Below are 25,930 nucleotides of genomic sequence, written 5' to 3' on the forward strand. Positions count from 1 at the left end.
TCGGCCTGCTCACCGCCTGAGCCGGTCCAGGGCGAGGTTGAGTTGGAGGACGTTCACCGCCGGCTCCCCCATGAAGCCGAGCCCGCGGCCGGTCGTGTTCCGCTCGATGAGGGCCCTGACCTGATCGGCGGCGAGGCCGCGCTCCCGTGCGACCCTGCCCGCCTGAAGGTCGGCGTAGGCGACCGAGATGTCCGGGTCCAGGCCGGAGCCGCTGGCGGTGACCGCGTCGGCCGGCACCACGGCCGTGCCCGTCCCCCGGACCGCGACCGTGCGCCCGGCCGCGTAGTCCTCACCCGGCTTGCCGCACTCCACCTTCACGCCTTGGTAGACGGCGACGAAGGGGGCGGCGGGGCACGCCTGGTTGACGCTGACCGCGCGCGTGGGCGTCCCGACGGCGGGGAAGACCTTCAGCACCGCGCCCACCCCGTCGGGCGTGCAGTACGGCCGGGCGCCGCTGACGCCCTCCAGCGCGCCCACGGCCTTGCTGCGGGCGCAGACCCGGGTGAGCAGGCTCTGCCGCCCGGTGTCCGGGTTGCCCTTGTCGTCCTTGGCGCCGGAGACGGGCAGGGTGTCCACGATGTCCTCCGGGCCGAGGTTGCTCGCGCCGGTGGACATCGGGTCGTACCCGGCGCCGGCCGCCGACGGACGGCTCTGGAAGTACTTCCTGACGGGCTGTCCGTTCGCGTCGGTGAAGAGCTGGCCGACGAGCGCGCTTCCGGCGTCCTTCCCGTCCTTCTGGACGATCGAGCCGTTGGCGTGGCCGTTGAACAGGCCCTGGGCGATGCCGGTGATCACCAGCGGGTAGAGGGCCCCCGTCAGCAGGGTGAGGGCGAGCAGCGCGCGCAGCGCGGCGAGGTGCTGGCGGATCCAGCTGGGCAGGCGTTCCATTACGACATCCCCGGAAGGAAGTGGATGACCAAGTCGATGATCTTGATCCCGATGAACGGGACGACGATGCCGCCCAGCCCGTACACGTACAGGTTGCGGCTGAGCAGCTTGGACGCCGTCGAGGGCCGGTAGCGGACGCCGCGCAGCGCGAGCGGGATCAGCGCCACGATGACGATCGCGTTGAAGATCACCGCCGACAGGATCGCCGACTGCGGGCTGGCCAGGCGCATGATGTTGAGCGCGTCCAGGCCCGGGTAGACGGCGGCGAACATCGCCGGGATGATCGCGAAGTACTTGGCGATGTCGTTGGCGATGGAGAACGTCGTCAGCGCGCCCCGCGTGATCAGCAGCTGCTTGCCGATCTCCACGATCTCGATGAGCTTGGTCGGGTTGGAGTCCAGGTCGACCATGTTCCCGGCCTCCTTGGCGGCCGAGGTGCCGGTGTTCATCGCCACCCCGACGTCGGCCTGGGCCAGCGCGGGGGCGTCGTTGGTGCCGTCCCCCGTCATCGCGACCAGACGGCCGCCCGCCTGCTCCTCGCGGATCAGCGCCAGCTTGTCCTCCGGGGTGGCCTCGGCCAGGAAGTCGTCCACCCCCGCCTCCTCGGCGATGGCCCGCGCCGTCAGCGGGTTGTCCCCGGTGATCATCACGGTGCGGATGCCCATCCGGCGCATCTCGTCGAACCGCTCGCGCATGCCCTGCTTGACGACGTCCTTCAGGTGGATCACGCCGAGCACGCGGGCCTTGCCGTCCAGCACCTCGCCGACCACCAGCGGCGTGCCGCCCGAGGCCGAGATGCCGTCCACCAGGTGGCCCACCTCGTCGGTGGGGTGACCGCCGTTGTCGCGCACCCACTTCATGACGGCGGTGGCCGCGCCCTTGCGCACCTGCCTGCCTTCCAGGTTCACCCCGGACATGCGGGTCTGGGCGGTGAAGACGATCCATTCGGCGTGCGCCAGCTCGCCCGGCTCGCGTTCCCGCAGGCCGTACGCCTGCTTGGCGAACACCACGATCGAGCGGCCCTCGGGGGTCTCGTCCGCCAGGCTCGCGAGCTGCGCGGCGGCGGCCAGGTCGTCGGCCGCGATGCCCGGGGCCGGGGAGAAGTCGGACGCCTGCCGGTTGCCCAGCGTGATCGTGCCGGTCTTGTCCAGCAGCAGCGTGCCCACGTCCCCGGCCGCCTCGACCGCGCGGCCACTCATCGCCAGCACGTTGCGCTGCACCAGCCGGTCCATTCCGGCGATGCCGATCGCCGACAGCAGCGCGCCGATCGTCGTCGGGATCAGGCAGACCAGCAGCGAGACCAGGACGATCCCGGTGACGCCGTCCCCGGTGAGGGCCAGAGAGTCGGGAATGCCCGGGTTCTGGGCCTTGGAGTAGATGGCCAGCGGCTGCATGGTGGCGGTGGCGACCAGGAAGATGATCGTCAGCGCGGCCAGCAGGATGTTGAGCGCGATCTCGTTCGGGGTCTTCTGCCGGTTCGCGCCCTCCACCAGGGCGATCATGCGGTCGATGAAGCTCTCGCCGGGCTTCTGGGTGATCCTGACGACGATGCGGTCCGACAGCACCTTGGTGCCGCCCGTGACCGCCGACCGGTCGCCGCCGGACTCGCGGATCACCGGCGCCGACTCGCCCGTGATGGCGGACTCGTCCACGCTGGCGATGCCCTCCACCACGTCGCCGTCCCCGGGGATGATCCCCCCGGCCTCGACCACGACGACGTCCCCCTGCCGCAGCTCGGGGGCGCCCACCGGCTCCTCGATGAGGGACGTCTGGCCGGGGGTCCAGCCGGTGAGCCGGCGCGCCATCGTGTCGCGCTTGGCGGCGCGGAGCGTGGCGGCCTGCGCCTTGCCCCGGCCCTCGGCCACCGCCTCGGCCAGGTTGGCGAAGATCACCGTCAGCCACAGCCAGACGACGATCGCCCACGCGAAGAGGGACGGGCCGCTGATCGCCAGGGCGGTGGTGAACGCCGCGCCGATCTCGACGATGAACATGACCGGGTTGCGCCACAGCGTGGCCGGGCTGAGCTTGCGCAGCGCGTCCGGAAGGGACCTGACCAGTTGCTTGGGGTCGAGCAGGCCACCCCCCACCTTGGCGTTCTTGTGCGGCACGGGGGGACGGCCCGGCGCGTGGACCACTGGGGTAGCCATTACCGAATTCCTTCTGCGAGCGGCCCGAGCGCCAGGGCGGGGAGGAAGGTCAGCGCGACCAGGATGACCGTCACGCCGACGACCATCCCGACGAACTGCGGCCGGTGCGTGGGCAACGTGCCCGCCGACGCCGGCACGGGCGCCTGCCTGGCCAGCGAACCCGCGAGCCCGAGCACGAAGACGATCGGCAGGAAACGGCCGAACGCCATGCACAGGCCGAGCACGGTGTCGTACCAAGGCGTGTTGACGGTGAGGCCCGCGAACGCCGAGCCGTTGTTGTTGGAGGCGCTGGTGAAGGCGTAGAGGACCTCGGACAGGCCATGCGGGCCGGTGTTCAGCATGCTCGCGCGCTCTGTCGGGGAGCCCATCGCCAGCGCCGTGCCGATGAGCACCAGCACCGGCGTGGTCAGGAAGTACAGCGAGGCGAGCTTGATCTCGCGGGAGCCGATCTTCTTGCCGAGGTACTCGGGCGTGCGGCCGACCATCAGGCCCGCGACGAACACCGTGATCACCGCGAGCACCAGCATGCCGTACAGGCCCGCGCCGACGCCGCCGGGCGCGACCTCGCCCAGCATCATGTTCACCATGGTGATCATGCCGCCGAGCGCGGTGTAGGAGTCGTGGAAGGAGTTCACCGCCCCGGTCGAGGTCAGCGTCGTGGCGGCGCCGAACGTGCCCGAGTTGGGGACACCGAACCTGACCTCCTTGCCCTCCATCGCGGCCCCGACCGCCTGGGGGACGGTCCCGTGGTGCGCGATCTCCAACCCGGTCAGCACGACGATGCTCGTGAGGGCCAGGATGCCCATGATCGCCGCGATGGCGTAGCCCTGCCGCCTGTCGCCCACCATGCGGCCGAACGTGCGGGGCAGCGCGAACGGCAGCATGAGGATCGCGAAGACCTCGATCCAGTTCGTCCAGTTGGTGGCGTTCTCGAACGGGTGGGAGGAGTTGGCGTTGTAGAAGCCGCCGCCGTTGTTGCCCAGCTCCTTGATGATCTCCTGGCTCGCCACCGGGCCGCCCGTGATGGCCTGCTGCCCGCCTGTCAGGGTCGTGACGGTGTGCGGCTCGGCGAAGTTCTGGATCAGACCTCCGGCCACCAGGACGATCGCCCCGACGAAGGCGATCGGCAGCAGGATGCGCACCGTGCCGCGGATCAGGTCCACCCAGAAGTTGCCCAGGTCCTCGGTGTTCCTGCGGGCGAACCCGCGCACCAGGGCCACCGCCACCGACATGCCGACCGCCGCCGACATGAAGTTCTGCACGGCCAGGCCGGCCATCTGCACCAGGTGACCCATCGTGGACTCACCCGAGTACGCCTGCCAGTTGGTGTTGGTGACGAAGCTGACCGCCGTGTTCCACGCGACGTGGTCGGGCACGGCCGGGAAGCCCAGGCTCAGGAAGAGCTTGTCCTGGAGCCGCTGGAAGGCGTACAGGAAGAGGACGGAGACGGCCGAGAACGCCAGCACCGCGCGGGCGTACGCGCTCCACCGCTGCTCGGCCTCCGGGTGGACGCCGACGAGCCGGTAGAGCACGCGCTCCACCGCCAGATGCCGCGTCCCGGTGTAGACGCGGTACATGTAGTCGCCGAGGGGCCGGTGCGTCACGGCCAGGGCGACGATCAGGGATCCGATGAACAGGATCCCCGCGCCGGTCGACGACATCAGAAGCGCTCCGGGAACAGGAGGGCCGCGACCATGAAGATCACGAGACCGGCGGTGACCACCAGCCCCGCGGCGTTGACAGCGCTCACAGGCGCTCCACCGCCTTGACGACGAACCCGAGGATCACGAAGATCGCGATCGTCAGGGCGACGAAGATGACGTCAGCCATCCCCACTCCTCAAATCCGGAACCACTAGCACTTGGCTGTCCACCTCGAACAGCCTCAAAGCCAGGAAATAGCCGGATTCGCGAACTTTTGCGCCTCTTGACGCCCTCCCTACGCCACCGTGCCCACTTTTGACGCGATCTTTACGCCCGCCCCCCGGCGAACCCCGAGCACGCCCATCTACAAGCGCGCCCGCTCAGGTCGCCGGGTTCGTCCACCCACCCGAGGTCACTCGGGGTCGTAGGCGAGGTTGGGGCGCAGCCAGCGCTCGACCTCGGAAAGATCGAGACCTCTGCGCGCGGCGTAATCTTCGGCCTGGTCGCGGCCGATGCGCCCCACGGTGAAATACCGCGACGAGGGATGCGCGAAGAGCAGGCCGCTGACGCTGGCGGCCGGGGTCATCGCGAAGGATTCGGTCAGGCCCATGTCGAGTTGCTTGGCGTCGAGCAGGTCGAACAGGTCCTGCTTCTGGCTGTGGTCCGGGCTCGCGGGGTAACCGAAGGCGGGGCGAATACCCCGGAACTGCTCAGCGTGCAGTTCCTCAACCCGGGGGGCGGCGTCCGGCTCGTACCAGGCGCGCCGCGCCTCCAGGTGGACGTACTCGGCGAACGCCTCGGCGAAGCGGTCGGCCAGGGCCTTCACCATGATCGCCCGGTAGTCGTCCTGCCGGGCCTCGAAGGTGCGGGCGAGTTCTTCGGCGCCATGGACGCTCACGGCGAACCCGCCGAGGTGGTCCCCGGCCGGAGCCACGTAGTCGGCGAGGCTCCGGTTGGGACGGCCCGCCGGCTTGGACGTCTGCTGGCGCAGCATCGGCAGGCGCAGCACGCCGCGGTCGCCCGCCTCCTGCGGTTCGGTGACGATCACGAGGTCGTCGCCCTCGGAGTGGGCCGGCCAGAAGCCGTAGACCCCCCGGGCGCGGAACGACTCGTCCGCGATGATCTGGTCCAGCAGGACGTTCGCCTCGTCGTACAGTTCGCGGGCGGCCGGCTGCTCCAGGATCGCCGGATACTTGCCCTTCAACTGCCAGGCGAGGAAGAAGAACTGCCAGTCGATCATCTCGCGGAGCGTGGCGAGATCCGGCTCGACCGCGCGGATGCCGGTGAAGGCGGGGACCGGCAGGTCGTCGAACGGAACCTGCTCACGGTTCGCACGGGCCTGCGCGAGGGTCAGCAGGGGACGCTGCTCGCGGTTCGCGTACTGCTCGCGAAGGCGCTCCTGCTCCGCGTGGTTGCTCACGGCCAGCGCCTCGGCCCGGTCGGCGTCGAGCAGGTCGGAGACCACGCCGACGACGCGGGACGCGTCGAGCACATGCACCGTGGTGCCGTCATAGGCGGGGGCGATGCGCACCGCGGTGTGCTGGCGCGACGTGGTGGCGCCGCCGATCAGCAGGGGGAGCTTCAGGCCACGGCGCTTCATCTCGGTGGCGACGCCGACCATCTCGTCCAGTGACGGGGTGATCAGCCCCGACAGGCCCACGGCGTCGGCGCCCTCGGCGATCGCGGTGTCGAGGATGACACCGGCGGGCACCATGACCCCGAGGTCGATGACCTCGTAGTTGTTGCAGCCGAGCACGACGCCGACGATGTTCTTGCCGATGTCGTGCACGTCGCCCTTGACGGTGGCGAGCACCACCTTTCCGTTGCCGCGCACGACGTCGGCGCGGCCGTCCAGCCGCGCCTGCTCCTTCTCGGCCTCCATGTACGGCTCCAGGTAGGCGACCGCGCGCTTCATCACCCGCGCGCTCTTCACCACCTGCGGCAGGAACATCTTCCCCGCGCCGAACAGGTCACCGACGGTCTTCATGCCGTCCATCAGCGGCCCCTCGATCACCTGGAGCGGGCGCGTCACCTGCTGCCGGGCCTCCTCGGTGTCGGCCTCGATGAAGTCGACGATGCCGTGCACGAGCGCGTGGGCCAGGCGCTCCGCCACCGGCGCCTCGCGCCAGGACAGGTCCACCGTGCGCCGGGTGCCCGTCCCGCTGACCGTCTCGGCGAACGAGACGAGCCGGTCGGTCGCGTCGGGGCGGCGGTCGAACAGCACGTCCTCGACGAGTTCCAGCAGGTCGGCGGGGATGTCCTGGTAGACCGCGAGCTGCCCCGCGTTGACGATGCCCATGTCCAGCCCGGCGCGCACGGCGTGGAAGAGGAACGCCGAGTGCATGGCCTCGCGGACGACGTCGTTGCCACGGAAGGAGAACGACAGGTTGGAGATGCCGCCGCTGGTCCGCGCTCCGGGGCAGCGTTCCTTGATCAGCGGCAGCGCGTCGATGAACGCCTTCGCGTAGCCGTTGTGCTCGGAGATGCCGGTCGCGACGGCGAGCACGTTGGGGTCGAACACGATGTCCTCGGCGGGGAAGCCGGCCTCCCGCGTGAGCAGGTCGTAGGCGCGGGCGCAGATCGCCACCTTGCGCTCGGTGGTGTCGGCCTGGCCCTGCTCGTCGAAGGCCATGACGACCACGCCGGCGCCGTAGTCGCGGATGCGCCGGGCCTGCTCCAGGAACGGGCCCTCGCCCTCCTTGAGGCTGATCGAGTTGACCACGCCCTTGCCCTGCACGCACTTGAGCCCGGCCTCCAGCACGCTCCACCGCGAACTGTCGATCATGATCGGGGTGCGGGCGACCTCGGGCTCGGTCGCGATCAGGTTCAGGAAGGTGGTCATGGCCTGCTCGCTGTCGAGCAGGTCGGCGTCCATGTTGACGTCGAGCAGGTTGGCCCCGCCGCGTACCTGCTCCAGCGCGACGTCCACGGCGGCCTGGTAGTCACCCGCCTCGATCAGCCGGCGGAACCGCGCCGACCCCGTGACGTTGGTGCGTTCTCCGATCATCACGAAACCGGTGTCCGGGCCGATCTCGAAGGGCTCCAGGCCGCTGAACCTGGTGCGCGCCGCCGGCTCCGGAACCGGGCGCGGGGGCATGCCCGACACGGCGGACGCGATCCGCGCGATGTGCGCGGGCGTCGTCCCGCAGCACCCGCCGACGATGTTCACCATGCCCGACGCGGCGAACTCTCCCAGCAGCCGGGCGGTCTCCTCCGGCGTCTGGTCATAGCCGCCGAACGCGTTCGGCAGGCCGGCGTTGGGATGACACGCCGTGTAGACACCGGCGAGCCGCGACAACTCGGCCACGTGCGGACGCATCTCCTCCGCGCCCAGCGAGCAGTTCACGCCGACCACCAGCGGCTCGGCGTGCTCGATCGCGTTCCAGAACGCCTCGACCGTCTGCCCCGACAGCGTGCGCCCGCTCAGGTCGACGATGGTCACCGAGATCCACAGCGGCAGGTGCGGCGCCACGTCACGCGCGGCGGCGATCGCGGCCTTCGCGTTGAGCGTGTCGAAGATCGTCTCGATGAGCAGCAGGTCGACCCCGCCCTCGTCAAGCGCCTTGATCTGCTCGGCGTAGGCGGCGCGCACGTCGTCGAACGACACCGCGCGGTACGCCGGATCCTCCACACGAGGGGACAGCGAAAGGGTCACGTTCAGCGGCCCGATCGAGCCCGCGACGAAACGCCCGCCCGCCTCGTCCGCGGCCTGGCGCGCCAGCTGGGCGCCGCGCAGGTTCATCTCCCGCACCAGCGCCTGGAGCCCATAGTCGGCCTGGCCGATGCTCGTCGCGGTGAACGTGTTCGTGGTGGTGATGTCCACGCCCGCCGCCAGGTACTGCCGGTGCACGTCGAGCACGACATCGGGACGGGTCAGGTTCAGCAGGTCGGGATCACCGGTCACGTCGAACGGATGATCTCGGAAGCGCTCACCGCGATAATCGTCGGGAGTCAGCCGGGCACCCTGGAGCATGGTTCCCCATGCCCCGTCCAGCACCACGACTCGCTGCCCCAGAAGCTCCCGCAGAGCCTGAGTCCTCCCCGCCGCCGCGGCGCCCGACTCCACCCGGACGGCGCCACCCTCATGCTCGTCACCGCGGTTCAAGAGCCCTCCCACCGGACCACCTCCCCATTCGGAAGGCGCCCTTGAGGAGCAGTTCCGGCCAAGTTCGGCGGGCCTTGGCATCCATCGCAGCGCCTCTCAGCTTGAAACCCGAGGATACAAGAGCACGTGGTTGGCCTGGAACCACTCGCCCGCCGGACGGGCGTATTACGGGGGGTCTCTGGGGTCCGGCCCACCCGCGGGAGCGACACCTGCCAGGCGAATAGGGGACGCGTCCTTTCGAATGCCCGATCCCCGATTAGAGGCCCTCGCCACATCACGGCTTGATCGCCCTTAATCAGGGCCGGACCTAAATAGCTCTCGCACGCGAGGCGAGCGCCAAATGCCGCCCGAGCACCACGGCCGCCCGTCAGGCCGACACGGCCGCACACCCTCTGCCGCGGAACGGCGGAACCCCGGGCGGGACGTTCCGCACCGGGGCTCTTCTTGGAGTTCGCCGAGATCGGCTCAGTCGACGGTGATGGCGTCCAGGAGGTCGCCCACCGGGGCGTCGGGGAGGGCTCTCGCCACGTCGGCCAGGGCCACTATGCCCACCAGTTGGTGGCCGTCGATGACCGGAAGGCGGCGGATCTTGTGCTTGGCCATGGTGCGGAGGATCTCCTTGGCGTCGTCGTCGGCGCCGATGGTCACCGCCTCGGTCTGGGCCAGGGACCCGGCCAGGCACGCCTTGGGGTCCTTGCCCTTCGCCAGGACCTTGATCACGATGTCGCGGTCGGTGAGCACTCCCTTGAGCCTGTCGTCGGTTCCGCAGATCGGCAGGGAACCGACGTCGAGCCGTGCCATCTTCTCGGCGGCCTCGAAGACCGTCTCGTCCGTGGTCACGCATTCGACGTCCGGGGTCATGATCTCTCGCGCGGTCGGCATCCTCGCTCCTCCCGTTGGACGGCTGAAGGTCTCCTCCGCGTGCCCCGAGCCGCTGGCCTGAAACCCGCGCCGTCGATGGCCCGCGCCCCCGCGCCGGGAACGCCCCAGCGTCGGGGCCTGATCGCGGAGCAGGACATCCGCGCAGGTCAGCCTCGGCGTGGTCCTGCTTTTCCCCGGGCAGTACGCCAAGGACCCGTTGTGAAGGAAAGGCATCGAGATGGGCGAGGCACCGATCTCCTCCGGCGAGTACGACAGCGTCGCCGTGATCACCGGAGCCGACTCCGGCATCGGCCGGGCGACCGCGGTGAAGCTGGCCGAGCAGGGGTTCGACGTCGGGATCACCTTCCACACCGACCAGGCGGGGGCCGAGCGGACAGCGAAGCTCGTGCGCGAGCGCGGGCGGGCGGCGGCCGTACGCGGGCACGACCTGACCCACCCCGAGCCGGCGTCCGCGGTGGTGGACGAGCTGGCCGACGAACTGGGCGGTCTCGGCGTGCTGGTGAACAACGCCGGGACCGGGTCCAGAACCCCGGTCCTGGAGATGGACTTCGGCACGTGGCGCTCGGTGCTCGCGGTGGATCTGGACGGGCCGTTCCTCTGCGCCCAGCGGGCCGCGCGGCGCATGGTGGACACCGGCCGAGGGGGACGCATCGTCAACGTCACCAGCGTCCACGAGGAGTACCCCCGGGTGGGCGCGGCGCCGTACTGCGCGGCCAAGGGAGGGTTGCGCATGCTGACGCGCGTGCTGGCGATCGAGCTCGCGCAGTACGGGATCACCGCGAACACCGTCGCGCCCGGGGAGATCGCCACACCCATGACGGGCCAGGAGGATCGGCCTCCCGTGCCCGGGAGCAGGCCGGGGTTCCCGATCGACCGTCCCGGCGACGCCCGCGAGGTCGCCACGCTCATCGCCTTCCTCGCCTCTCCGGCGTCGTCCTATGTCACCGGGGCGTCGATGTTCGTCGACGGGGGCCTGTCGCTGATGGGCCCGCAGGCCGCGAGCGCCGTCACGTCCGGCGACTGGCGCACGGTCTGAGCGGGACCGGCGGTGGGTGGCCAGGGCTCCACCAGGGCGGCACCGGGCGGGGCCCGGCGCTGTGGGATGGTGGTCGTGTGACGTTGGAGGACCTCGTCCGGCTGCGCCGGGCCCGTGACCTGATGGACCGCGACTACGCCAAGCCGCTCGACGTTCCGGCGCTGGCGCGCGTCGCCCTCATGTCGACGGGCCATTTCTCCCGCAGCTTTCGCGCCGCCTTCGGGGAGACGCCGTACAGCTACCTGATGACGCGCCGCATCGAGCGGGCCAAGGCGCTGCTGCGGCGGGGTGACCTGACGGTGACGGAGGTCTGCTTCGCGGTCGGCTGTACCTCGCTGGGGTCGTTCAGCTCGCGGTTCACCGAGCTGGTCGGCGAGAGCCCGAGCTCGTACCGGGCCCGCCGCCATGACGAGGGCGCCGCCATCCCGGCCTGCGTAGCCAAGATCCACACGCGCCCGATCAGGAACGGAGAAGCGAAACCCGCCCGCCGCCCGTAGCGTGAGAGGCATGGACATTCAGCTCTCACAGTGCTTCATCGCCGTCGACGACCACGACAAGGCGCTCGCCTTCTACCGGGACGTTCTCGGCATGGAGGTGCGCAACGACGTCGGGTTCGAGGGGATGCGCTGGGTGACCGTCGGCGCGCCGTCGCAGCCCGATGTGGACATCGTCCTCGAACCGCCGCTCGCGAACCCGAACGCCTCGGCCGCCGACAAGGAGACCATGGCCGAACTGCTGGCGAAGGGACTGCTGCGCGGCGTCATCTTCAGGACCGACGACTGCGACGCCGTCTTCGAACGCATCAGCGCCGCGGGTGGCGAGGTGCTCCAGGAGCCGATCGACCAGCCGTACGGCGTCCGCGACTGCGCCTTCCGCGATCCCTCCGGCAACATGCTGCGCTTCAGCCAGCCTCGCAAGCGGTGAGCTCTGGTCCCGAGAACCGGGCGCTCGGCTTCGGAGACGCTCCGAGCGTCGTTCCCGTGCCGGCGCTCCGAGCGGCTCTATGATCTGAGCCTCATCCCGAGAACGGGCGGGGGCTCGGGATCATCGTGAACGGGGTCGATCCGTGCGTCTGATCCGGGTTGAGAGCGGCGAGTTGATCGACACTCTCGCGGCACGTGCCGCGGAGATGGGCATCACGAACGGCGCGATCGTCTCACTCATCGGCTCCGTGGACTCGTTCCGGATCTCCACCATGCCGGCCGACGACGCGACGACGGACATCATCACGACCTGCGGGCAGCCTGCCGAAATGACCGGTACGGGGGAGATCGTGGACGGTAAGCCGCACATTCACGCCGTGATGGCCGTGGAGGGCAACAAGGCCGTATGCGGCCACCTTCACGCGGCCTACGTCGGCACGTGGTTCGCGAACGTCTATATCGCCCCACTCGGCGACTGACCGCTGTTCCTCATGCGCCGGGACCTGTTCCATCAGTCCGGCTGTCGATCAAACGATGCCGCCATAAACCGACTTATGCCGACTTATGGCGGCATCGTCAGCCGCATCGCCGGAGAGGACAGGGGCACGAAGCCCAAGGCCCGGTAGAGCGGCTCCCCTTCGGGTGAGGCCCGCAAATCGACCCACGCCACCCCGCGTCCCCGGTACCAGCGCAGCAACGCCTCCACGCAGGCCCGCGAGTACCCACGCCTGCGGTAGCCGGGGTCGGTGGCCACGTTGAACACGCACCCGACATCACCGCTGGGGTTGTCCGGGCCGCCCAGCCGACAATCGATGGCGCCGACCGCACACGCCGCGAGCTCTCCAGGCCGGTCCGGTTTGTCGATGACGAATGCCGTCAGCATGCCGTCCGGATCCGCCAGTCGCGTGCGCAACGACCCGGCCGCGACCTCCCGCCAGGGACCCGGCGCGGGCGCCACCCCCGTCACGGCCGCCAGCATCACCCCACGCAGCCTCACCAATTCCCAGGCATCGTCAACAACCGCACGGCGCACCTCGACCATGGCGTGGACGATACCCGCGCCGCCCTTATGCCGTCAGCGCACGCAACTCCTGGGCGGCGGGAAGGTTGCGGGCCTTTTCCGGGAGGGCGGTGAGGATCTCGCCGACCACGAAGCGGCCTTGGGCGCTCATCGGGGTTCTGATGTTGGTGAGCGCGTGCTCAAGGCCCTCGGTGATCTCACGCTCCCGGACCATGCCCATCGCCTGGATCATGCGTAGTGAGGCGATGTGGTCTGTGGCGTCAGGCGGGTAGAGGGCGAGCGCGTGGTCCAGTACGGTCTCCGCACGGCGGTCGCCCAGGAGGCTGTAAGCGTATCCTTGCCCCCTGTACAACCACCTGGACCATCCGAGGTGCTCTGACGTCTCGGCCAACGCGTTCAGCTCGGTCTCTGTCTCCCTTGCGTCAGCCCGCCTGGCGGCCAGGCAGGACCGCACCACGTACGCCTGCACGAGACCTTTGGACGGGTGCCCGTTCGCGATGCTGATCGCTTCGTTGGCCAAGGTCAGTGCGACGGTAGGAGGCCGGTTGCTCCAGCGCGCCATGCTGGCTTCCTTGGAGCGGACCCATACCGCCATGTCGCGGTCGCCGGAGGCGTCGGCGGCACGGCGAGTGGTTCCCCAGGTGACGCGCGCGGCCCGCCGGTCTCCGATGTCTTCGAGCTGAGCGGCCAGCAACCATCCCAGACCCGCGCTGACGCGCATCAACCCCGCCTGCACCAGCGGCGGGTTCCCCCGGCCCAGCAGGCGTCCTACGGCGAGCATGTCAGCGGTCAGATCCGGGATCAGCGACCCGATCGGGCGTACGTTGGCCGACTCGTCATATTCCTGGACGGTGGCCTCCCATTCATCCACGTCGGTATGACTGCTTAGGGCATGTTCTATCCCGGACAGAACGGTCTCCAAGGTGCCTGCGGGAATCACCGCCCCAGCACTGATCGCGGCAAGGAGCTGCATTACAGCGCGACGTTCCATGTCAATCGTGTCCACGAACGTAGGAGGAGTTACTTCGAGGGTACGCGCGACGTCGGGGACTTGGTGAGTCTCCGACGGGGGATACATCGGATACGTATCCTCCCCTGTCGTATCCGGGTTATCCGCGAACAGGTCCGCTTCGGAGATCGCGAAGGCTCGGGCGAACAACTTGGGATAAGGCTCGCGTGGCCGGTGTTTTCCCGCCTCCCAGGAGCGGAGCATTCGCACCAAAGAGTCGCGAGTCGGCAGGTGTGCCCGCGTGCGGACATCGGCGGCGTCGGTCAACCTCCGGACCATGTCCGGGAGGGACCAATCGCGCAATTGCCGCTCTTCGCGCAGCCGGACGGCCCAGGTGGGGAGATCGCTCATATTCGCGCACCTCACGGGGATGCAGGGGATATCCCGACGCATCCGAAGTTATCCTCTGTCGCAAACTTATTACGCAGCGTTCTGATGGATCCACCCGTGAAAAGACGGGCCCGCACGGCGCTACTGACGCCGGACGGGCCCTCGATCGCATCGGAGCTGCGACCATGCCCCATGCTATGACCGCCGGTAACCGCCCGGTGGCGCGTTTGATACGTCTGCGGCACCACGCCGACGCTCCGCCGATGCCGCTCGGCTGCCGGTGGTGCGGGCATCCGCCGTACGCGCACGACGCCGCCAGCCTTCCGCACCGGCGTCACCACCAGTGGGAGCAGCCGACGGCGGCGCAGATGCAGGCCCGGCTGGACGCGCGGCGCCGGCTCGGCCTGTGCGGCTCGCTTCCGACGGCGGCGCCCGTACGCCCGAGGATGATCCCTCCGTTGGGCGATCCCTATCCAGGAAGGCACGCTCGGCCCGCCCCCGCCGCGATTCCACATGGGCGGGACACACCGTTGGCCGCTCGGCTGGAGCCGTATCTACGTCAGCCGTCCCGCGCCGAACCGTACTCACGCGAGCCGTACTCACGCGAACCGTACCGCCGGGAGCCGTATCGCAGTGGGGTCGCCGCGTGAGCCGCGAGCCCGGGCGGCACCGGGTCGGCACGCCGCCCGTCCAGGTGGAATCCCGACGCTGGGACCTGGCCAAACGGGCGGCGGCCCATCAGCTCGACCAGATGGAGCCGGCGTGGTTCGTCTCCTATGGCGTGGGGAGCCGCCGGTTCTTCGCCATCGCGACCTGGCGCAGTCCGGCACCGCTACGGGTCGAGGCCGCCTCGGTGGAGGAGCTGCGCGAGATGATGCGCGAGGCGGAGCTCGGCGCGATGGCACGGGTCGGCGGCCCGTGGGCGTGGGTCGCATGACCGCCCCCGGCAGAGACCTCCCCGAGCCCACGTCCCCCGCCGCACCCACTGGACCCGCCGCATCCGCCGATCCGATCGCATCGGCCGAGCCCGCCGCGTCCGCCGAGCCCGAAGCAAGCGATCCGTACGGTTTCGGGCCGTCCGCGAGGGTCTCGGTGGGCGGCTACTTCCCCGGCACCAGCGGGCCGCGCACGCAGGGGCCGTCGGAGGCCGTGGGCCGTACGGTCGGTGGCGGCCGGTTGTTCGCGGTGGCGATGGTCACCCTGTCCTGGACCGAGCACGCCGTGCCGTGGTCACTGGCCGTACCTGGCGCCACGACCCCTGCCGCCTGCGGCATTCGGGCACGCGTGGTGGACATCTCCGGGTCGCGCGTCATCTGGATGCCCGGTGTGCTGATGTGCGAAGAATGCGCCACGGTGGTCACCGGTAGCCGGGACAAGGACGGTCTGCGGTGACCGTCCTGCAACCGACGGACGGCACCGCCGGGCATGGTTTCCATGTCCTGGACCCGCAGCCCGGCTGCGAGGCGGTCGCCTGGATGCCCGCGTCCCGGGGCGAGGCCCGGCGCAAGGTGCTGCGCTGGACCTGCGAGTGCCGGCCGGTCGTGTACTACCTGATCACCTCCGGCGGACGGGGGTACATCGAACGGACCGGCCCCGGCGAAACGGCGGTTCAGACCTCGCGGATGCGGTACGCACCCATCGCGGACCTGTGGGAACTCGTCCTGCTGGGGCGGGCCCGGTGATGGCGAGGCGTCGAGACACCGGCTGGCACGCGGAATTCCTGCGCCTGGTGGAGGACGGGCTGAGCTTCAAGGCGGCGGTCGGCCGGCTCGGAGTGAGCCCGGCCACTCTCAACCAGCACTTCCGCGCCGACCGGGCTTTCCACGACACCGCCAAGCGGGCGCGCGGCCGCCGGCTGCACGGCCCCGCTCCCGACACCGGCTGGCATCCCAGGTTGCCACCACTGCTGGCCGCTAGGCGGTTCGGGGTGCTTTGGGGGTCTCGAAGGGGATCAGGCGTAGTGGTGGCGGGGGCGGCGGTTGGCCGGGAGGCGGACCTCGCGCAGGAACGGCGGGAGCAGCCACAGGCGGCGGCCCCAGGCGGCGATCTTGCCGGTGAGGACGGCCTTCGGGCGGCTGACGCGGCCGAACAGCATGAGGTTGAGGGTCGAGGGGTCGAAGCGCAGGTGGATGTCGGTGCCGGGGCCGGGGTCCTCGGCCGACACCCGCCCGTCGTGCAGCACCAGCGTGGCGGGGGCGGTGTACCGGGAGTGGAACTGGACGGCGATGCGCCCGCGCCGCTTGGGCCCGGCCGTGTCCATCAGCCGGCCGTAGTCGCCGCGGATCATCCCGATGAGGAACAGGTCGAAGAACAGGGCGGCCTCGCGCGGCGGGATCCGCCACGGCGCGCGGACGGCGCGGGCGATGTCCCAGCCGTGCAGGTGCATCTCGTTCACGATGTGGGCGAGCACCCCGGCGACCGGGACGCGGGCCTCGCCGAGCCAGGGGATGGGCGTCGCCGGGTCCAGGTGCTCGGTGACGCGCAGCACCTCGGCGAGGTCGGCGCGCAGCCGCCGGGCCAGCTCGACGGGGTCGCGCTCGGGGTAGGAGCGCAGGGCCAGGTCGTTGACGTCGGCCACCGTGTCGACGTTGGTGTTCGCGATCGGCCCGGCGAGCTCGGGGAACGGGTGCGGGGTGCCGTCGTCGCGCACGATGGCGGTGTAGAGCCGCGCGATCGACGCGACGTGCGCGCCGGTCTCGGCGACGGTCCAGTCGCGCGTCGCCATCGCCTGGGGCGCGGCGGAGGTCAGCAGGCGGGCGAAGCGGTCGCCTGCCTCTTCCACCGTCGCACGGACGGTCTGCCACTGCTCGTGGGCTCTGGCCATGGCAAATCGTCCCCCTCGTCCGGATCACGATCACGCTAACACCGGGCTTCGCGGCGCGGTTCTTCCCGCGTGCGCACCCTGGCCGGATGGGCGCAGGCCCGAGGACGCCGCATCCCGGCACCTGAAACTTTCAGCGTTTCGCGCCGGGCCGGGCAGATCACCGTCATGGCGCGCGGCACGTCCGCGCAGGCCGGACGGGTCGCGGCGGCGGGCCGCTCACGCCGGGGAGTGCCCGCGCGGGGCCGGGCTTCTGTACTTCCGCGCGCCCTCTCCGCAGAATGGGAGCGCTCCCAAGCTTAACCGGTTAATGCACAGGAAAGGCCACCGATGACACAACGACTCCGGACGGCAGGGGGAGCGTTGCTCTCTCTCCTCGCCCTCCTGGTCTCGATGCTCGCCGCCGCGAGCCCGGCCCACGCCGCCGTGGGCCTTCGCGTGAGCGGCACCGACATCGTCGAGGCGAACGGCAGCACCTTCCTCATGCGCGGCGTGAGCCACCCCCATGCCTGGTACGCCTCCCAGACGACCTCCTCACTCGCCGGCATCAAGTCCCTCGGCGCCAACGTCGTGCGCGTGGTGCTCAGCGGCGGGCGGTGGCCGGCCAACAACGCCGCCGACGTGGCCAACGTGGTCGCCCAGTGCAAGGCCAACCGCCTGATCTGCGTGCTGGAGAACCACGACACGACCGGGTACGGCGAGCAGAGCGGCGCCGTCACGCTGGACGCGGCGGTCAACTACTGGATCAGCGTCCAGAGCGCCCTCACCGGCCAGGAGAACTACGTCGTCATCAACATCGGCAACGAGCCGTTCGGCAACAACGCCGTCACCCCGAACTGGACCCAGGCCACGACCAGCGCCGTCACCCGGATGCGCAACGCCGGTTTCCAGCACCTGCTCATGGTCGACGCGCCCAACTGGGGACAGGACTGGGGCTTCACCATGCGCGACACGGCGGCGAGCGTCTTCAACGCCGACCCGCAGCACAACACCGTCTTCTCCATCCACATGTACGGGGTCTTCGACACGGCGGCGGAGATCAACGCCTACCTCGACGCCTTCCGGACGGCCCGGCTGCCGCTGGTGATCGGCGAGTTCGGCGACATGCACTCGGACGGCAACCCGGACGAGGACACGATCATGGCGCAGGCGCGGGCGCGCGGCGTCGGGTACATCGGCTGGTCGTGGAGCGGCAACGGCGGCGGCGTCGAGTACCTCGACATGGTCACCAACTTCAACGCCGCGAGCCTGACCCCCTGGGGACAGCGCATCTTCAACGGCGCCGACGGCATCAAGCAGACCTCCCGCGAGGCGGCGATCTTCGGGGGCACCACGCCGGACACGACGCCCCCGACCCGGCCGGGCACCCCCACCGCCTCGGCCGTGACCTCCAGCGGGGCGACGCTCTCGTGGACGGCCTCCACCGACGCGGGCGGCTCGGGCCTCGCCGGGTACGACGTGTACCGCGAGCAGGGCGCCACCGACACGCGGCTCGGCCAGAGCACCACGAACTCGATCACCCTGACCGGCCTGACGCCGAGCACGCAGTACCAGGTGTACGTGCGGGCGCGCGACGGCGCGGGCAACGTGTCCCCCGACTCGGCGCTGGTCACGTTCACCACGACGGCCGGGGGCGGCGGCGGGGGCACCTGCACGGTCAACGCCACCACGCAGAGCCAGTGGGGCAACGGCTACGTCGTAGAGGTGAAGGTCACCAACACCGGCACCGCGGGCATCACCGGCTGGACGGTGAAGTTCACGCTGCCGCCGGGGCACACGCTCTCCAACGCCTGGAACGCGCAGACGACGGTGTCCGGGCAGTCGGTGACGGCGCGCAACGTGTCGTACAACGGGACGCTGGCGCCGAACGCCTCGGCGAGCTTCGGGTTCCAGGCGAGCCGGCCGGACGGCGACACCAAGGTTCCGACGGACTACACCTGCTCCTGACAGCCCTCTTCACTACAGCCTCTTTGCCCTCTCTTTTCCGCACATGTCCGTGTTTCGCATCCCGGCGGGGAAGGCTTTCATTGCCCGGCACTCCCGTCGGGCCGGCGACACCAGTGGGGGATCCATGGCAGTGACGGCGGATTTGGCCAAGCTCCTCGACAAGGAATTCGAGGACAAGAGCCTCCCGGAGATCGTTAAGGCGCCCGTATCGGCGCTGGCCGGGGTCAGCGAAGGCGACGCCAAGCTCCTCAAGGAAGCATTCAAGATCAATACGGTCGGGGACCTTGGCAGGAACAAATACTTCCGCACCGCCGTCGCGCTCACCGACCTGGCGGACAGCACCAAGTAGGCGGCGATCCACCATCGCGCCGGGTGACGGCCGGCGGCCACCGGACCAGCGGTGGCTGCCGGCCGTTCCACCATGACCGCAGTGAACCACGGGGGAACTTCATGGCAGAGGGCAAGACGATCCCGGAACTGATGGACGAGAACGACGTTGTCGCGCTCCTCGTCCACCAGCACGAGATGATCAAGGAACTGTTCGGCGAGGTGGAGCGGGCGACCGGCGGCGCGCGGGCCGAGTCCTTCGAGCGGCTCGTCCGCCTGCTCGCCGTGCACGAGACGGCCGAGGAGGAGATCGTCCATCCGTACGCCAGGCGGACGATCGACGACGGGGACGCCATCGTGGAGGCGCGCCTGCGCGAAGAGAACGAGGCCAAGCAGTTGCTCACGATCATGGAGGAGAAGGGCACCGACGACGCGTCCTTCCCCGCCAACCTGCGGCAGCTGCGCACGTCCGTGATCGAGCACGCCGACAACGAGGAGCGCTACGAGTTCGCGGAGCTGGTCAGGAAGACCAGCGACAGCGAGCGCCGGACGATGGCGCTCGGCGTCAAGGCGGCCGAGTCCCTCGCCCCGACGCATCCCCACCCGGGGGTGGAGTCGGCGACGAAGAACATCGTCTTGGGCACGCCGGCCGCGATCATGGACCGGGCCCGGGACGTCATCCGGCGGGCAATGGGGAAAAAGGAGGGCGACTGACCGGTTTGTGCGCGGCCCCCGAGGGGTCGCGCACGCTTCCGGATTGCCGATAAACAGGGAAAAGTCGTGACTACTCCGGCTCTGTTCTGAGTCGACGGCGAAAGAGTGACACGCCAAGCTTCAGGAACGCGTCTGGGGCGGTACCTCACACCGATTCCCCGGCCGGCGCGCGGTTCTGCGCATTTCAGGTTCGGACGGTCGGTTGGGTGATGACATTGCCGGTCATTCACCCTGGATTAATCCACCGTTCATCGAATCGACCCCCGCCGGAGCCGTGAACACCGGAAGTCGCGGCCCTACCGCGCCCGTCCCCGCGGCGACCGCCGCTCCTCGGCCATCAGCTGGAACGCGTACACGGTCACCAGCCCGTACGTGAGATGAGGGATCAGGTCGGACAGCCACCCCGCGACCCCCCAGGTACGCGGGTCCGTGAGCCCGAGGAGCGTCATCGGCGCGTCGGCCGCCGCCATCGCCACCAGGCCCAGCCCAACGCCCGCCACCGGCGCGGAAATCTCCCGGCCGGAGGCGCGCAGCAGCCCGTACGCTGCCCCGAGCCCGACCCCCACCAGGATGCCCAGCAGCGCGCCCGCGCCCTCCTCGCGGCTGCGCGCGCGCTCGTCCTCGCCGAATTCGATTCCCACCGTCCCGGCGAGCTTCCGCGCGGTCTGCGCGGGCAGGTCGCTGGAGGGCCGGCCCCGGACGACCTGGTCCAGGTAGGTGACCGTGTAGAGGGCGGTGGTCCCCGCCGCGCCCGCCAGTGCCCCCGCCGCGATGAGCCGGCGGACGGACGATCTGCTCATGGCCTGCACCGCCTGCCCGAGGGCTGCCTAGACGGCCTCGGCCGCCTGCCCGATGCCCTTCAGCGAGCGGAACAGGTTCTGCTCGGCGAGCGCGTGCCCGAGACCGATGATCAGCGCCAGCCGCCAGTCGATGAGCCGGAACGCCGCCAGCGCCGCCAGGGCCGCGTAGTACGTGAGCCTCTCGATCGACGGGATCGCCACCATGCCGATGAACGGCAGCCTGATCTCGTACATGACGCCCACGGGAAGGCGGTGGTGCCGCCTGTCCTCGCCGCGGCGGGTGGCGGCGGCGCCGGAGGCGGGGCCCCGGGTCGTGCCCGTCGTCCGCGCACGCGTCTGGCGGGGTGGGGCGGTGGTAGTCGTCTGCGCCATGGCGGGCCTCCTGAGTCGGGACGGTTAGGGACATCCCCCTGCCGACATGTCCGGTAACCATGGTTGACCTGGACTTTCCCCCGGCCTCGTGTACGAGCCGCGGCCCCCGCCCCGGATGACGTACGGTCCATTGCATGTGCCGAAGCATCAAAACCCTGCGTGAGCCCTACACCAGCGACGTCACCGACGACGACGTGCGGGCCGCGGCCCTGCAGTACGTCCGCAAGATCTCGGGGTTCCGCGCCCCGTCCGCCCGCAACGCCGAGGCCTTCGACCGCGCCGTGGAGACGATCGCGGCGGCGACGCAGGCCCTGCTGGACGAACTTCACCTCAGGCCCGTCGCGCGGGACGAGGCGACGCCCTGATTGATCGCGCCACAATTTCCCATTTGATCCGCATATTTCGCGCGATCGGGTTATAGGCCCAATTTAGCCTGTACTGCGCGCGGAAACTTCAAGACCTATATCGAATCGGTCCCAGTTGGCTGATCCCAGAGTAAGGTTCGATTCATGAGCCCTTCAGAGACCTCCCGGCGCGAATCACGCTCGGGCAGGCTCGGTCCGGCTTTCAGACGCCCACCGGCGTCCGGTTCGTAGGTTCTGTGAGGTCGTCGAGTGCTTGCTCACGTAGGCGCGAAATGGTCAAAATTATCCCGCTTCCATCCCGTTCACCGTTGGCATACGCGGGCGTCGCCACCGCGCCTTCCGCGATGCCCGTTTCCGGGCCCTTTTCCGGCCACGCGACGCGCTCCCGCCGGTCGCGCCCGAACCCGTACCACTCATACCTGTGACTCGCACGTAAGGTCGCCACGCTGTTCGCCGATTCCCGGTCTTGTTACAGTGGCCGCGGAGCACCGGGAAGTCTGGTCGACAATCGACCGAAATGACCAATCCCGCGGAGGCACCCTGTGACGAGCGACCTGAAGCGTCCCCCGACCGTCACGGCTGCGGAGTGCCGATGGCCGAGGTGAACCGCAGAACGCAACGCCTCATGGGCGCGCTGCCCTTCGCGTCGCTCGGCGTCGTCGCGGCGGTCGACGTCCTGACCGGGCCGGACCTCGGCTATCTGTCGTTGCTGGCCGTCGGGCCCGCGTTCGCCAGCCTGGTCGGCGGTGTGCGCCGTACCGTGCTGATCGGCGTGATCGCGCTGGTCACCTCGCTGGTGCTCGCGTGGTACAACGGCCTGCTCGGCGACCGGCAGAGCAACATGAGCCTGGTCAGCATCACCGGTGTGACCGCGGCGAGCATCCTCGCCACGGTGGGCCGCCAGCGGCGCGAGCGCGAGCTGGCCAACGTCCGGTCGGTGGCCGAGGTCGCCCAGCGCGTGCTGCTCAGGCCGGTCCCGCGCCGCGCCGGCCACTTACGTGCGGCCGTGTCGTACACCTCGGCCAACGCCGAGGCCCGCATCGGCGGCGACCTGTACGAGGTCGTGACCGGCCCCGGTGGCGTTCGCGCCATCGTCGGCGACGTCCAGGGCAAGGGGCTGGAGGCCGTCGAGACCGCCGCGCTCGTGCTCGGCGCGTTCCGCGAGGCGGCCCACGACGAGACCGACCTGCGCGGCGTGAGCGGCCGCCTGGAGAAGGCGCTCAACCGGCGGCTGTCCGGCGAGGAGTTCGTCACCGCGATCCTGGTGGACGCCGATCCGGCCGGGAAGCTGACGCTGCTCAACTACGGGCATCCGCCGCCGTTGATCATCCACGCGGACGGGACGATCACGCTGGCCGAGCCGGCGGACAGCGCGCCGCCGCTGGGCCTCGCCGTCCTGGAGGTCGAGGGCCCGAACCCCCACCAGGTCGCGTTCGGGCCGGGAGACCAGATCCTGCTCTACACCGACGGGGTGATCGAGGCGCGCGACCGCGCCGGGCGGTTCTACCCCCTCGCCGAGCGGGCGTTCCTGCTCAAGGACGACGACCCGGAGGCCGCGCTGGAGGCGCTCAGGCTCGACCTGGTCCACCACGTCGACGCGCCCCTACACGACGACGCGGCGATGCTGCTGCTCCGCTTCCGCGACGGGTGACCCCGGCCGGCCGGAACGTGTCCCGCCGCGGGACAGGCGCTCAGCCGCCGGGACCGTCACGCAGGGGCTCGCCCGGCTGGCCGGGCCGCGCGTCCGGCGCGTGCTCGGGCTCCGTCATGGTCCGCAGCACCGCCTGCTGGAGCGCGCGGGTGAAGTCGGCCTTGGTGACCATGCCCACGACGTGACCGGCCTCGGTCACCACGGCCATCAGCTCGCCCGAGGACGCGGACCGCTCCAGGATGCGGCTCGCGTCGTCGTCCGGGGACATCAGGTGCTCGGGGGTCAGCGGGCGCGCCAGCGCGGCGATCCGCAGGTCGTGCCGTCTCTCGGGCGCGACCGCCGTGAGGGCCTGGAGCGTGAGCACCCCCGCCGACCCGCCGGCGAAGTCGACCACGGGGAACACGCTCTGGCGGGAGCGCAGCGCGGTGGTGGTGATGAAGTCGTCGACGTCCTGCCAGGCGGGGGCGACGTCCGGCGACGGCGTCATCACGTCGCGGACCCGCCACCCCTTGAGCCCCTCCTGCGCGGCCCTGATCATGCCCTCGCCGCGTGCGGCGCTGACGAGGAACCAGCCGATCAGCATCATCCACAGCCCGCCCGTCCAGGCGGCGAGGACGAGCTGGGCGGCTCCGACGGCGATCAGCGCCATGCCGAGCCCCTGCCCGGACCGCGAGGCCGCCCGGTCCGCGCGCGCCCGGTCCCCGGTCCGGCGCCACAGGACGGCGTGCAGCACCCGCCCGCCGTCCAGCGGCGCCCCGGGGAGCATGTTGAAGACGGCCAGCACGCCGTTCATCAGCGCCAGCCAGCGGACGGCGGCCACCACCAGCGCGGGACCGGCGAGCAGCGTGGCGGCGAGGAAGAACACGGCGCCCAGGATCAGGCTGACCAGCGGCCCGGCCACGGCGATCCGGAACTCGTCCCTCGGCGTCCTCGACTCCCCGGCGAACTCGGTGACCCCGCCGAGCAGCCACAACGTGATCGAGGTGACCGGCACGCCCCTGCGTCGGGCGACGAGGGCGTGCGCGAGCTCGTGCCCCAGCAGGGACGCCAGGAACAGGATCGCGGTGAAGGCCGCCACGACCCAGTAGCGCCCCGGGGGCTGGCCGGGGATCGCCTGCGGCAGCACGGTGCTCGCCAGCACTCCCCCGATCAGCAGCACGATCAGCAGCGTGGACCAGTGGGCCCCCACGGGGATGCCCGCGACGCGTCCGAGGCGCAGGCTCTGCTTCATGTGCCCTGGCCCTCCTTCCGCCCGCCCCCCGGCGAAGCGGCGTCCTGAGAGGCGGCGACCTGCTGAGAGGCGTCGTCCTGGGAGGCGGGGCACACCCGTACGACGGCTACGGGGCACCGGGCGTGGTGGAGCACGCCGTGGCCGACCGATCCGAGGATCGCCGAGCCGAGCGCGCCCCTGCCCCGGGACCCGACGACGACCAGGTCGGCCCTGGACGACGCCCGCGACAGCGCCTCGATCGGATGCGCCCGCACCATCGACTCCACCACCTCGACCTGCGGGTACTTCTCCTCCCACGGCAGGAGCTGCTCGCGGGCGGCCCGCTGCCCGAGGTCGTACAGTCGTTCCAGGTCGGGGGTGTAGCTGGCGAACATGGGCAGGAAGACGGACTCCTCCCACGCGTAGACGGCGCGCAGCCGGCATCCGCGCCGCGCGGCCTCCTCGAACGCGTACCGGAGCGCGGGCTCCGATTCCGGAGCCCCGTCCTGGCCGACGACCATCTCGCCGTGCTCTTCGAACGACTCCTCGGGCTCCTCCGGCGCGTCCTCCGCATGCGGGACCACGATCACCGGGCAGGCGGCATGACCGGCCACGCCCATGGACACCGAGCCGAGCACCAGCTCCATGAACCCGCCGTGCCCCCTGCGGCCCACGACCAGCGTCTCGGCGTCGCGCGCCTGGCGCAGCAGCTCGGTGCGGACGTCGCCCAGCCGGGACACCGTCTCGGCCTCCAGGCCCGGGACGCGCTCGCGCGCCAGCTCCGCCGCCCGCGCGAGCAGCGCGCGCGACGCCTCCGCCAGGGACTCCTCCACGCCGGACGGCATGGCCGGCGGCTGCATGTACACCCAGGGCTCCGTGACGTGGACCAGCCGCAGCCCGGCGCGGCGGCGCGACGCGTCGTCGGCGGCCCAGCGGACGGCGGCCATCGAGGCGGACGAGCCGTCGACGCCGACGGTGACGTGTCCGCTCATGGTGCCTCCTCCCCCGCGGCTACCGCCGGGGCGTCGGTTCCCGGCGCTGCCGGGACACGTCGTTCACGGCTGCCTCGGACGCCGCCAGCGGTCGTGGACGGCGTTCCACTCGTTCTCCCACTCGACGTAGCGGCGGCGGTCCAGCATCCACCGCACGAGCGCGAGGTTCAGGAACAGCAGCCCTCCGGCCCCGGCGACGACGCCGAAGCCCGCCACGACGGCGTCCGCGACCGTCTGCGCGTGCGTGCGCGGGGCGGCCGTGGGCTTGCCGGAACCGTCGACGTACATCTCCAGCGAGGAGCCCACCTTGGCGTGCGGGGGCACCGAGATCACGCCCTCCCGGGCGCTCCCGTCGGGGAGGAACCAGCGGGCCTTGGCCTTGACCCCGAGCACGGCTCCCTGGGAGGAGACGGGGCTCGTGCTGTGGGCGTCCTCCAGCAGGACGGCCGTCACGGGCTGGCGCAGGCCCGGCTCCACGCGCTCGGCCGTCAGGCCGCGCTCGTAGACGAGGCGGCCGGCCACGAGGGCGGGCCACAGGCTCACCATCAGGGCCAGCAGCGTGATGAGAACCGCGACGGACTCGACCCGATCAGATCGCCGGCGCAGCGGGTTGTGGTCGAACCGATAACGGCGAACACACCGCGTCGTCCACCTGGCCAAGGATCGCATATTGCACCTCCCTGTCAGGGAATCTCCATCCAGCGTCGGGTACGGACGAGCGACCCGACAGGGTCTTACGGCGCCTCA

At 70.5% G+C, this 25,930-nt stretch carries 26 protein-coding genes; 12 read left to right on the plus strand and 14 right to left on the minus strand.

Features of this window, described 5'->3' with window-relative positions; genetic code table 11:
• Positions 1–9 precede the first annotated feature (9 nt).
• From DQ384_RS17505 to DQ384_RS17535, 6 genes are all read right to left on the minus strand, one after another.
• Positions 10–888 (minus strand): potassium-transporting ATPase subunit C, encoded by an 879-nt coding sequence (locus DQ384_RS17505; RefSeq protein WP_114029903.1) that lies wholly within the window; start codon positions 886–888, stop codon positions 10–12.
• Positions 888–3,035: a potassium-transporting ATPase subunit KdpB gene (gene kdpB / locus DQ384_RS17510; protein WP_114029904.1), complete on the minus strand. Its 2,148-nt coding sequence runs from the start codon at positions 3,033–3,035 to the stop codon at positions 888–890. The genes DQ384_RS17505 and kdpB overlap by 1 nt, the downstream gene beginning before the upstream one ends.
• Positions 3,035–4,696 carry a potassium-transporting ATPase subunit KdpA gene (gene kdpA / locus DQ384_RS17515; RefSeq protein WP_114029905.1) on the minus strand — a complete coding sequence of 554 codons (1,662 nt, stop codon included), beginning with the start codon at positions 4,694–4,696 and terminating at the stop codon, positions 3,035–3,037. Before kdpA ends, kdpB begins: the two co-directional genes overlap by 1 nt.
• Positions 4,696–4,785, minus strand: coding sequence for a K(+)-transporting ATPase subunit F (gene kdpF, locus DQ384_RS17520; RefSeq protein ID WP_114029906.1), 90 nt, complete (start codon positions 4,783–4,785; stop codon positions 4,696–4,698). The genes kdpA and kdpF overlap by 1 nt, the downstream gene beginning before the upstream one ends.
• Before the next feature lie 305 nt (positions 4,786–5,090).
• Positions 5,091–8,795, minus strand: a complete 3,705-nt coding sequence (metH, locus tag DQ384_RS17530) for a methionine synthase (RefSeq protein ID WP_245966560.1) — start codon at positions 8,793–8,795, stop codon at positions 5,091–5,093.
• 453 nt (positions 8,796–9,248) lie between these two features.
• Positions 9,249–9,665, minus strand: coding sequence for a CBS domain-containing protein (locus tag DQ384_RS17535; RefSeq protein ID WP_114029909.1), 417 nt, complete (start codon positions 9,663–9,665; stop codon positions 9,249–9,251).
• 217 nt (positions 9,666–9,882) lie between these two features.
• On the opposite strand from DQ384_RS17535, the gene DQ384_RS17540 reads away from it, so the two are divergent.
• The 4 genes from DQ384_RS17540 to DQ384_RS17555 all read left to right on the plus strand — a co-directional run bounded on the left by DQ384_RS17540 (position 9,883) and on the right by DQ384_RS17555 (position 12,103).
• The gene (locus tag DQ384_RS17540) at positions 9,883–10,701 is read left to right on the plus strand and encodes an SDR family oxidoreductase (protein ID WP_114029910.1); all 819 of its coding nucleotides are present in this window, start codon (positions 9,883–9,885) and stop codon (positions 10,699–10,701) included.
• Between the two features lie 122 nt (positions 10,702–10,823).
• Positions 10,824–11,198, plus strand: coding sequence for a helix-turn-helix transcriptional regulator (locus DQ384_RS17545; protein WP_245966580.1), 375 nt, complete (start codon positions 10,824–10,826; stop codon positions 11,196–11,198).
• Positions 11,199–11,208: 10 nt separating this feature from the next.
• Positions 11,209–11,625 (plus strand): VOC family protein, encoded by a 417-nt coding sequence (locus DQ384_RS17550; protein WP_114029912.1) that lies wholly within the window; start codon positions 11,209–11,211, stop codon positions 11,623–11,625.
• Between the two features lie 142 nt (positions 11,626–11,767).
• The gene (locus DQ384_RS17555) at positions 11,768–12,103 is read left to right on the plus strand and encodes a PCC domain-containing protein (protein ID WP_114029913.1); all 336 of its coding nucleotides are present in this window, start codon (positions 11,768–11,770) and stop codon (positions 12,101–12,103) included.
• Positions 12,104–12,186: 83 nt separating this feature from the next.
• Here DQ384_RS17555 and DQ384_RS17560 read toward each other — a convergent pair whose 3' ends face one another.
• Together DQ384_RS17560 and DQ384_RS17565 are read right to left on the minus strand one after the other, a co-directional pair.
• Positions 12,187–12,666, minus strand: a complete 480-nt coding sequence (locus DQ384_RS17560) for a GNAT family N-acetyltransferase (RefSeq protein ID WP_114029914.1) — start codon at positions 12,664–12,666, stop codon at positions 12,187–12,189.
• A gap of 25 nt (positions 12,667–12,691) precedes the next feature.
• The gene (locus tag DQ384_RS17565; RefSeq protein ID WP_245966561.1) at positions 12,692–14,005 is read right to left on the minus strand and encodes an XRE family transcriptional regulator; all 1,314 of its coding nucleotides are present in this window, start codon (positions 14,003–14,005) and stop codon (positions 12,692–12,694) included.
• A 625-nt stretch (positions 14,006–14,630) separates the two neighbouring features.
• On the opposite strand from DQ384_RS17565, the gene DQ384_RS17575 reads away from it, so the two are divergent.
• Genes DQ384_RS17575 through DQ384_RS17585 form a run of 3 tightly spaced genes read left to right on the plus strand, consistent with a single transcriptional unit; the run spans position 14,631 to position 15,666 of the window.
• Positions 14,631–14,921 (plus strand): hypothetical protein, encoded by a 291-nt coding sequence (locus DQ384_RS17575; RefSeq protein ID WP_114029915.1) that lies wholly within the window; start codon positions 14,631–14,633, stop codon positions 14,919–14,921.
• On the plus strand, positions 14,918–15,376 hold the full coding sequence (locus DQ384_RS17580) for a hypothetical protein (RefSeq protein WP_114029916.1): 459 nt from the start codon (positions 14,918–14,920) through the stop codon (positions 15,374–15,376). Before DQ384_RS17575 ends, DQ384_RS17580 begins: the two co-directional genes overlap by 4 nt.
• Positions 15,373–15,666 (plus strand): hypothetical protein, encoded by a 294-nt coding sequence (locus DQ384_RS17585; RefSeq protein ID WP_114029917.1) that lies wholly within the window; start codon positions 15,373–15,375, stop codon positions 15,664–15,666. The genes DQ384_RS17580 and DQ384_RS17585 overlap by 4 nt, the downstream gene beginning before the upstream one ends.
• Positions 15,667–15,935: 269 nt before the next feature.
• Here the strand turns inward: DQ384_RS17585 and DQ384_RS17590 are convergent, their stop codons facing one another.
• Positions 15,936–16,808 (minus strand): maleylpyruvate isomerase N-terminal domain-containing protein, encoded by an 873-nt coding sequence (locus DQ384_RS17590; RefSeq protein ID WP_114029918.1) that lies wholly within the window; start codon positions 16,806–16,808, stop codon positions 15,936–15,938.
• A 327-nt stretch (positions 16,809–17,135) separates the two neighbouring features.
• On the opposite strand from DQ384_RS17590, the gene DQ384_RS17595 reads away from it, so the two are divergent.
• The 3 genes from DQ384_RS17595 to DQ384_RS17605 all read left to right on the plus strand — a co-directional run bounded on the left by DQ384_RS17595 (position 17,136) and on the right by DQ384_RS17605 (position 19,793).
• Positions 17,136–18,752, plus strand: a complete 1,617-nt coding sequence (locus DQ384_RS17595; RefSeq protein ID WP_114029919.1) for a cellulase family glycosylhydrolase — start codon at positions 17,136–17,138, stop codon at positions 18,750–18,752.
• A 124-nt stretch (positions 18,753–18,876) separates the two neighbouring features.
• Positions 18,877–19,101: a hypothetical protein gene (locus tag DQ384_RS17600; protein WP_114029920.1), complete on the plus strand. Its 225-nt coding sequence runs from the start codon at positions 18,877–18,879 to the stop codon at positions 19,099–19,101.
• Positions 19,102–19,202: 101 nt separating this feature from the next.
• Positions 19,203–19,793 (plus strand): hemerythrin domain-containing protein, encoded by a 591-nt coding sequence (locus tag DQ384_RS17605; RefSeq protein WP_114029921.1) that lies wholly within the window; start codon positions 19,203–19,205, stop codon positions 19,791–19,793.
• A 296-nt stretch (positions 19,794–20,089) separates the two neighbouring features.
• On the opposite strand, the gene DQ384_RS17610 is transcribed toward DQ384_RS17605, so the two are convergent.
• Together DQ384_RS17610 and DQ384_RS17615 are read right to left on the minus strand one after the other, a co-directional pair.
• A complete protein-coding gene (locus tag DQ384_RS17610) occupies positions 20,090–20,593 on the minus strand; it encodes a hypothetical protein (RefSeq protein WP_114030071.1) in 504 nt (167 codons plus the stop codon).
• Positions 20,594–20,620: 27 nt separating this feature from the next.
• Positions 20,621–20,965, minus strand: a complete 345-nt coding sequence (locus tag DQ384_RS17615; RefSeq protein WP_114029922.1) for a hypothetical protein — start codon at positions 20,963–20,965, stop codon at positions 20,621–20,623.
• A 134-nt stretch (positions 20,966–21,099) separates the two neighbouring features.
• Between DQ384_RS17615 and DQ384_RS17620 the strand changes: the two genes are divergently transcribed.
• Positions 21,100–21,330 carry a DUF2277 domain-containing protein gene (locus tag DQ384_RS17620; RefSeq protein WP_114029923.1) on the plus strand — a complete coding sequence of 77 codons (231 nt, stop codon included), beginning with the start codon at positions 21,100–21,102 and terminating at the stop codon, positions 21,328–21,330.
• Positions 21,331–21,922: 592 nt separating this feature from the next.
• Positions 21,923–22,981 (plus strand): PP2C family protein-serine/threonine phosphatase, encoded by a 1,059-nt coding sequence (locus tag DQ384_RS17625; protein WP_114029924.1) that lies wholly within the window; start codon positions 21,923–21,925, stop codon positions 22,979–22,981.
• 40 nt (positions 22,982–23,021) lie between these two features.
• Here the strand turns inward: DQ384_RS17625 and DQ384_RS17630 are convergent, their stop codons facing one another.
• The 3 genes from DQ384_RS17630 to DQ384_RS17640 form a co-directional block, all read right to left on the minus strand.
• The gene (locus DQ384_RS17630) at positions 23,022–24,212 is read right to left on the minus strand and encodes a site-2 protease family protein (RefSeq protein ID WP_114029925.1); all 1,191 of its coding nucleotides are present in this window, start codon (positions 24,210–24,212) and stop codon (positions 23,022–23,024) included.
• Positions 24,209–25,183, minus strand: coding sequence for a universal stress protein (locus DQ384_RS17635; RefSeq protein WP_114029926.1), 975 nt, complete (start codon positions 25,181–25,183; stop codon positions 24,209–24,211). Before DQ384_RS17635 ends, DQ384_RS17630 begins: the two co-directional genes overlap by 4 nt.
• A 63-nt stretch (positions 25,184–25,246) precedes the next feature.
• A complete protein-coding gene (locus tag DQ384_RS17640) occupies positions 25,247–25,852 on the minus strand; it encodes an Rv1733c family protein (RefSeq protein WP_147268812.1) in 606 nt (201 codons plus the stop codon).
• Positions 25,853–25,930 lie beyond the last annotated feature (78 nt).

Source organism: Sphaerisporangium album (genome assembly GCF_003323745.1).
Taxonomy (GTDB): Bacteria; Actinomycetota; Actinomycetes; order Streptosporangiales; family Streptosporangiaceae; genus Sphaerisporangium; species Sphaerisporangium album.

Excerpts from the sequence above, each read along its gene's own strand:
- DQ384_RS17505 (WP_114029903.1), bottom strand. The coding sequence starts at position 888 with ATGGAACGCCTGCCCAGCTGGATCCGCCAGCACCTCGCCGCGCTGCGC.
- kdpB (WP_114029904.1), bottom strand. The coding sequence starts at position 3,035 with ATGGCTACCCCAGTGGTCCACGCGCCGGGCCGTCCCCCCGTGCCGCAC.
- kdpA (WP_114029905.1), bottom strand. The coding sequence starts at position 4,696 with ATGTCGTCGACCGGCGCGGGGATCCTGTTCATCGGATCCCTGATCGTC.
- DQ384_RS17535 (WP_114029909.1), bottom strand. The coding sequence starts at position 9,665 with ATGCCGACCGCGCGAGAGATCATGACCCCGGACGTCGAATGCGTGACC.
- DQ384_RS17540 (WP_114029910.1), top strand. The coding sequence starts at position 9,883 with ATGGGCGAGGCACCGATCTCCTCCGGCGAGTACGACAGCGTCGCCGTG.
- DQ384_RS17545 (WP_245966580.1), top strand. The coding sequence starts at position 10,824 with ATGGACCGCGACTACGCCAAGCCGCTCGACGTTCCGGCGCTGGCGCGC.
- DQ384_RS17550 (WP_114029912.1), top strand. The coding sequence starts at position 11,209 with ATGGACATTCAGCTCTCACAGTGCTTCATCGCCGTCGACGACCACGAC.
- DQ384_RS17560 (WP_114029914.1), bottom strand. The coding sequence starts at position 12,666 with ATGGTCGAGGTGCGCCGTGCGGTTGTTGACGATGCCTGGGAATTGGTG.
- DQ384_RS17565 (WP_245966561.1), bottom strand. The coding sequence starts at position 14,005 with ATGAGCGATCTCCCCACCTGGGCCGTCCGGCTGCGCGAAGAGCGGCAA.
- DQ384_RS17580 (WP_114029916.1), top strand. The coding sequence starts at position 14,918 with ATGACCGCCCCCGGCAGAGACCTCCCCGAGCCCACGTCCCCCGCCGCA.
- DQ384_RS17590 (WP_114029918.1), bottom strand. The coding sequence starts at position 16,808 with ATGGCCAGAGCCCACGAGCAGTGGCAGACCGTCCGTGCGACGGTGGAA.
- DQ384_RS17595 (WP_114029919.1), top strand. The coding sequence starts at position 17,136 with ATGACACAACGACTCCGGACGGCAGGGGGAGCGTTGCTCTCTCTCCTC.
- DQ384_RS17600 (WP_114029920.1), top strand. The coding sequence starts at position 18,877 with ATGGCAGTGACGGCGGATTTGGCCAAGCTCCTCGACAAGGAATTCGAG.
- DQ384_RS17605 (WP_114029921.1), top strand. The coding sequence starts at position 19,203 with ATGGCAGAGGGCAAGACGATCCCGGAACTGATGGACGAGAACGACGTT.
- DQ384_RS17610 (WP_114030071.1), bottom strand. The coding sequence starts at position 20,593 with ATGAGCAGATCGTCCGTCCGCCGGCTCATCGCGGCGGGGGCACTGGCG.
- DQ384_RS17615 (WP_114029922.1), bottom strand. The coding sequence starts at position 20,965 with ATGGCGCAGACGACTACCACCGCCCCACCCCGCCAGACGCGTGCGCGG.
- DQ384_RS17620 (WP_114029923.1), top strand. The coding sequence starts at position 21,100 with ATGTGCCGAAGCATCAAAACCCTGCGTGAGCCCTACACCAGCGACGTC.
- DQ384_RS17625 (WP_114029924.1), top strand. The coding sequence starts at position 21,923 with ATGGCCGAGGTGAACCGCAGAACGCAACGCCTCATGGGCGCGCTGCCC.
- DQ384_RS17630 (WP_114029925.1), bottom strand. The coding sequence starts at position 24,212 with ATGAAGCAGAGCCTGCGCCTCGGACGCGTCGCGGGCATCCCCGTGGGG.
- DQ384_RS17635 (WP_114029926.1), bottom strand. The coding sequence starts at position 25,183 with ATGAGCGGACACGTCACCGTCGGCGTCGACGGCTCGTCCGCCTCGATG.
- DQ384_RS17640 (WP_147268812.1), bottom strand. The coding sequence starts at position 25,852 with ATGCGATCCTTGGCCAGGTGGACGACGCGGTGTGTTCGCCGTTATCGG.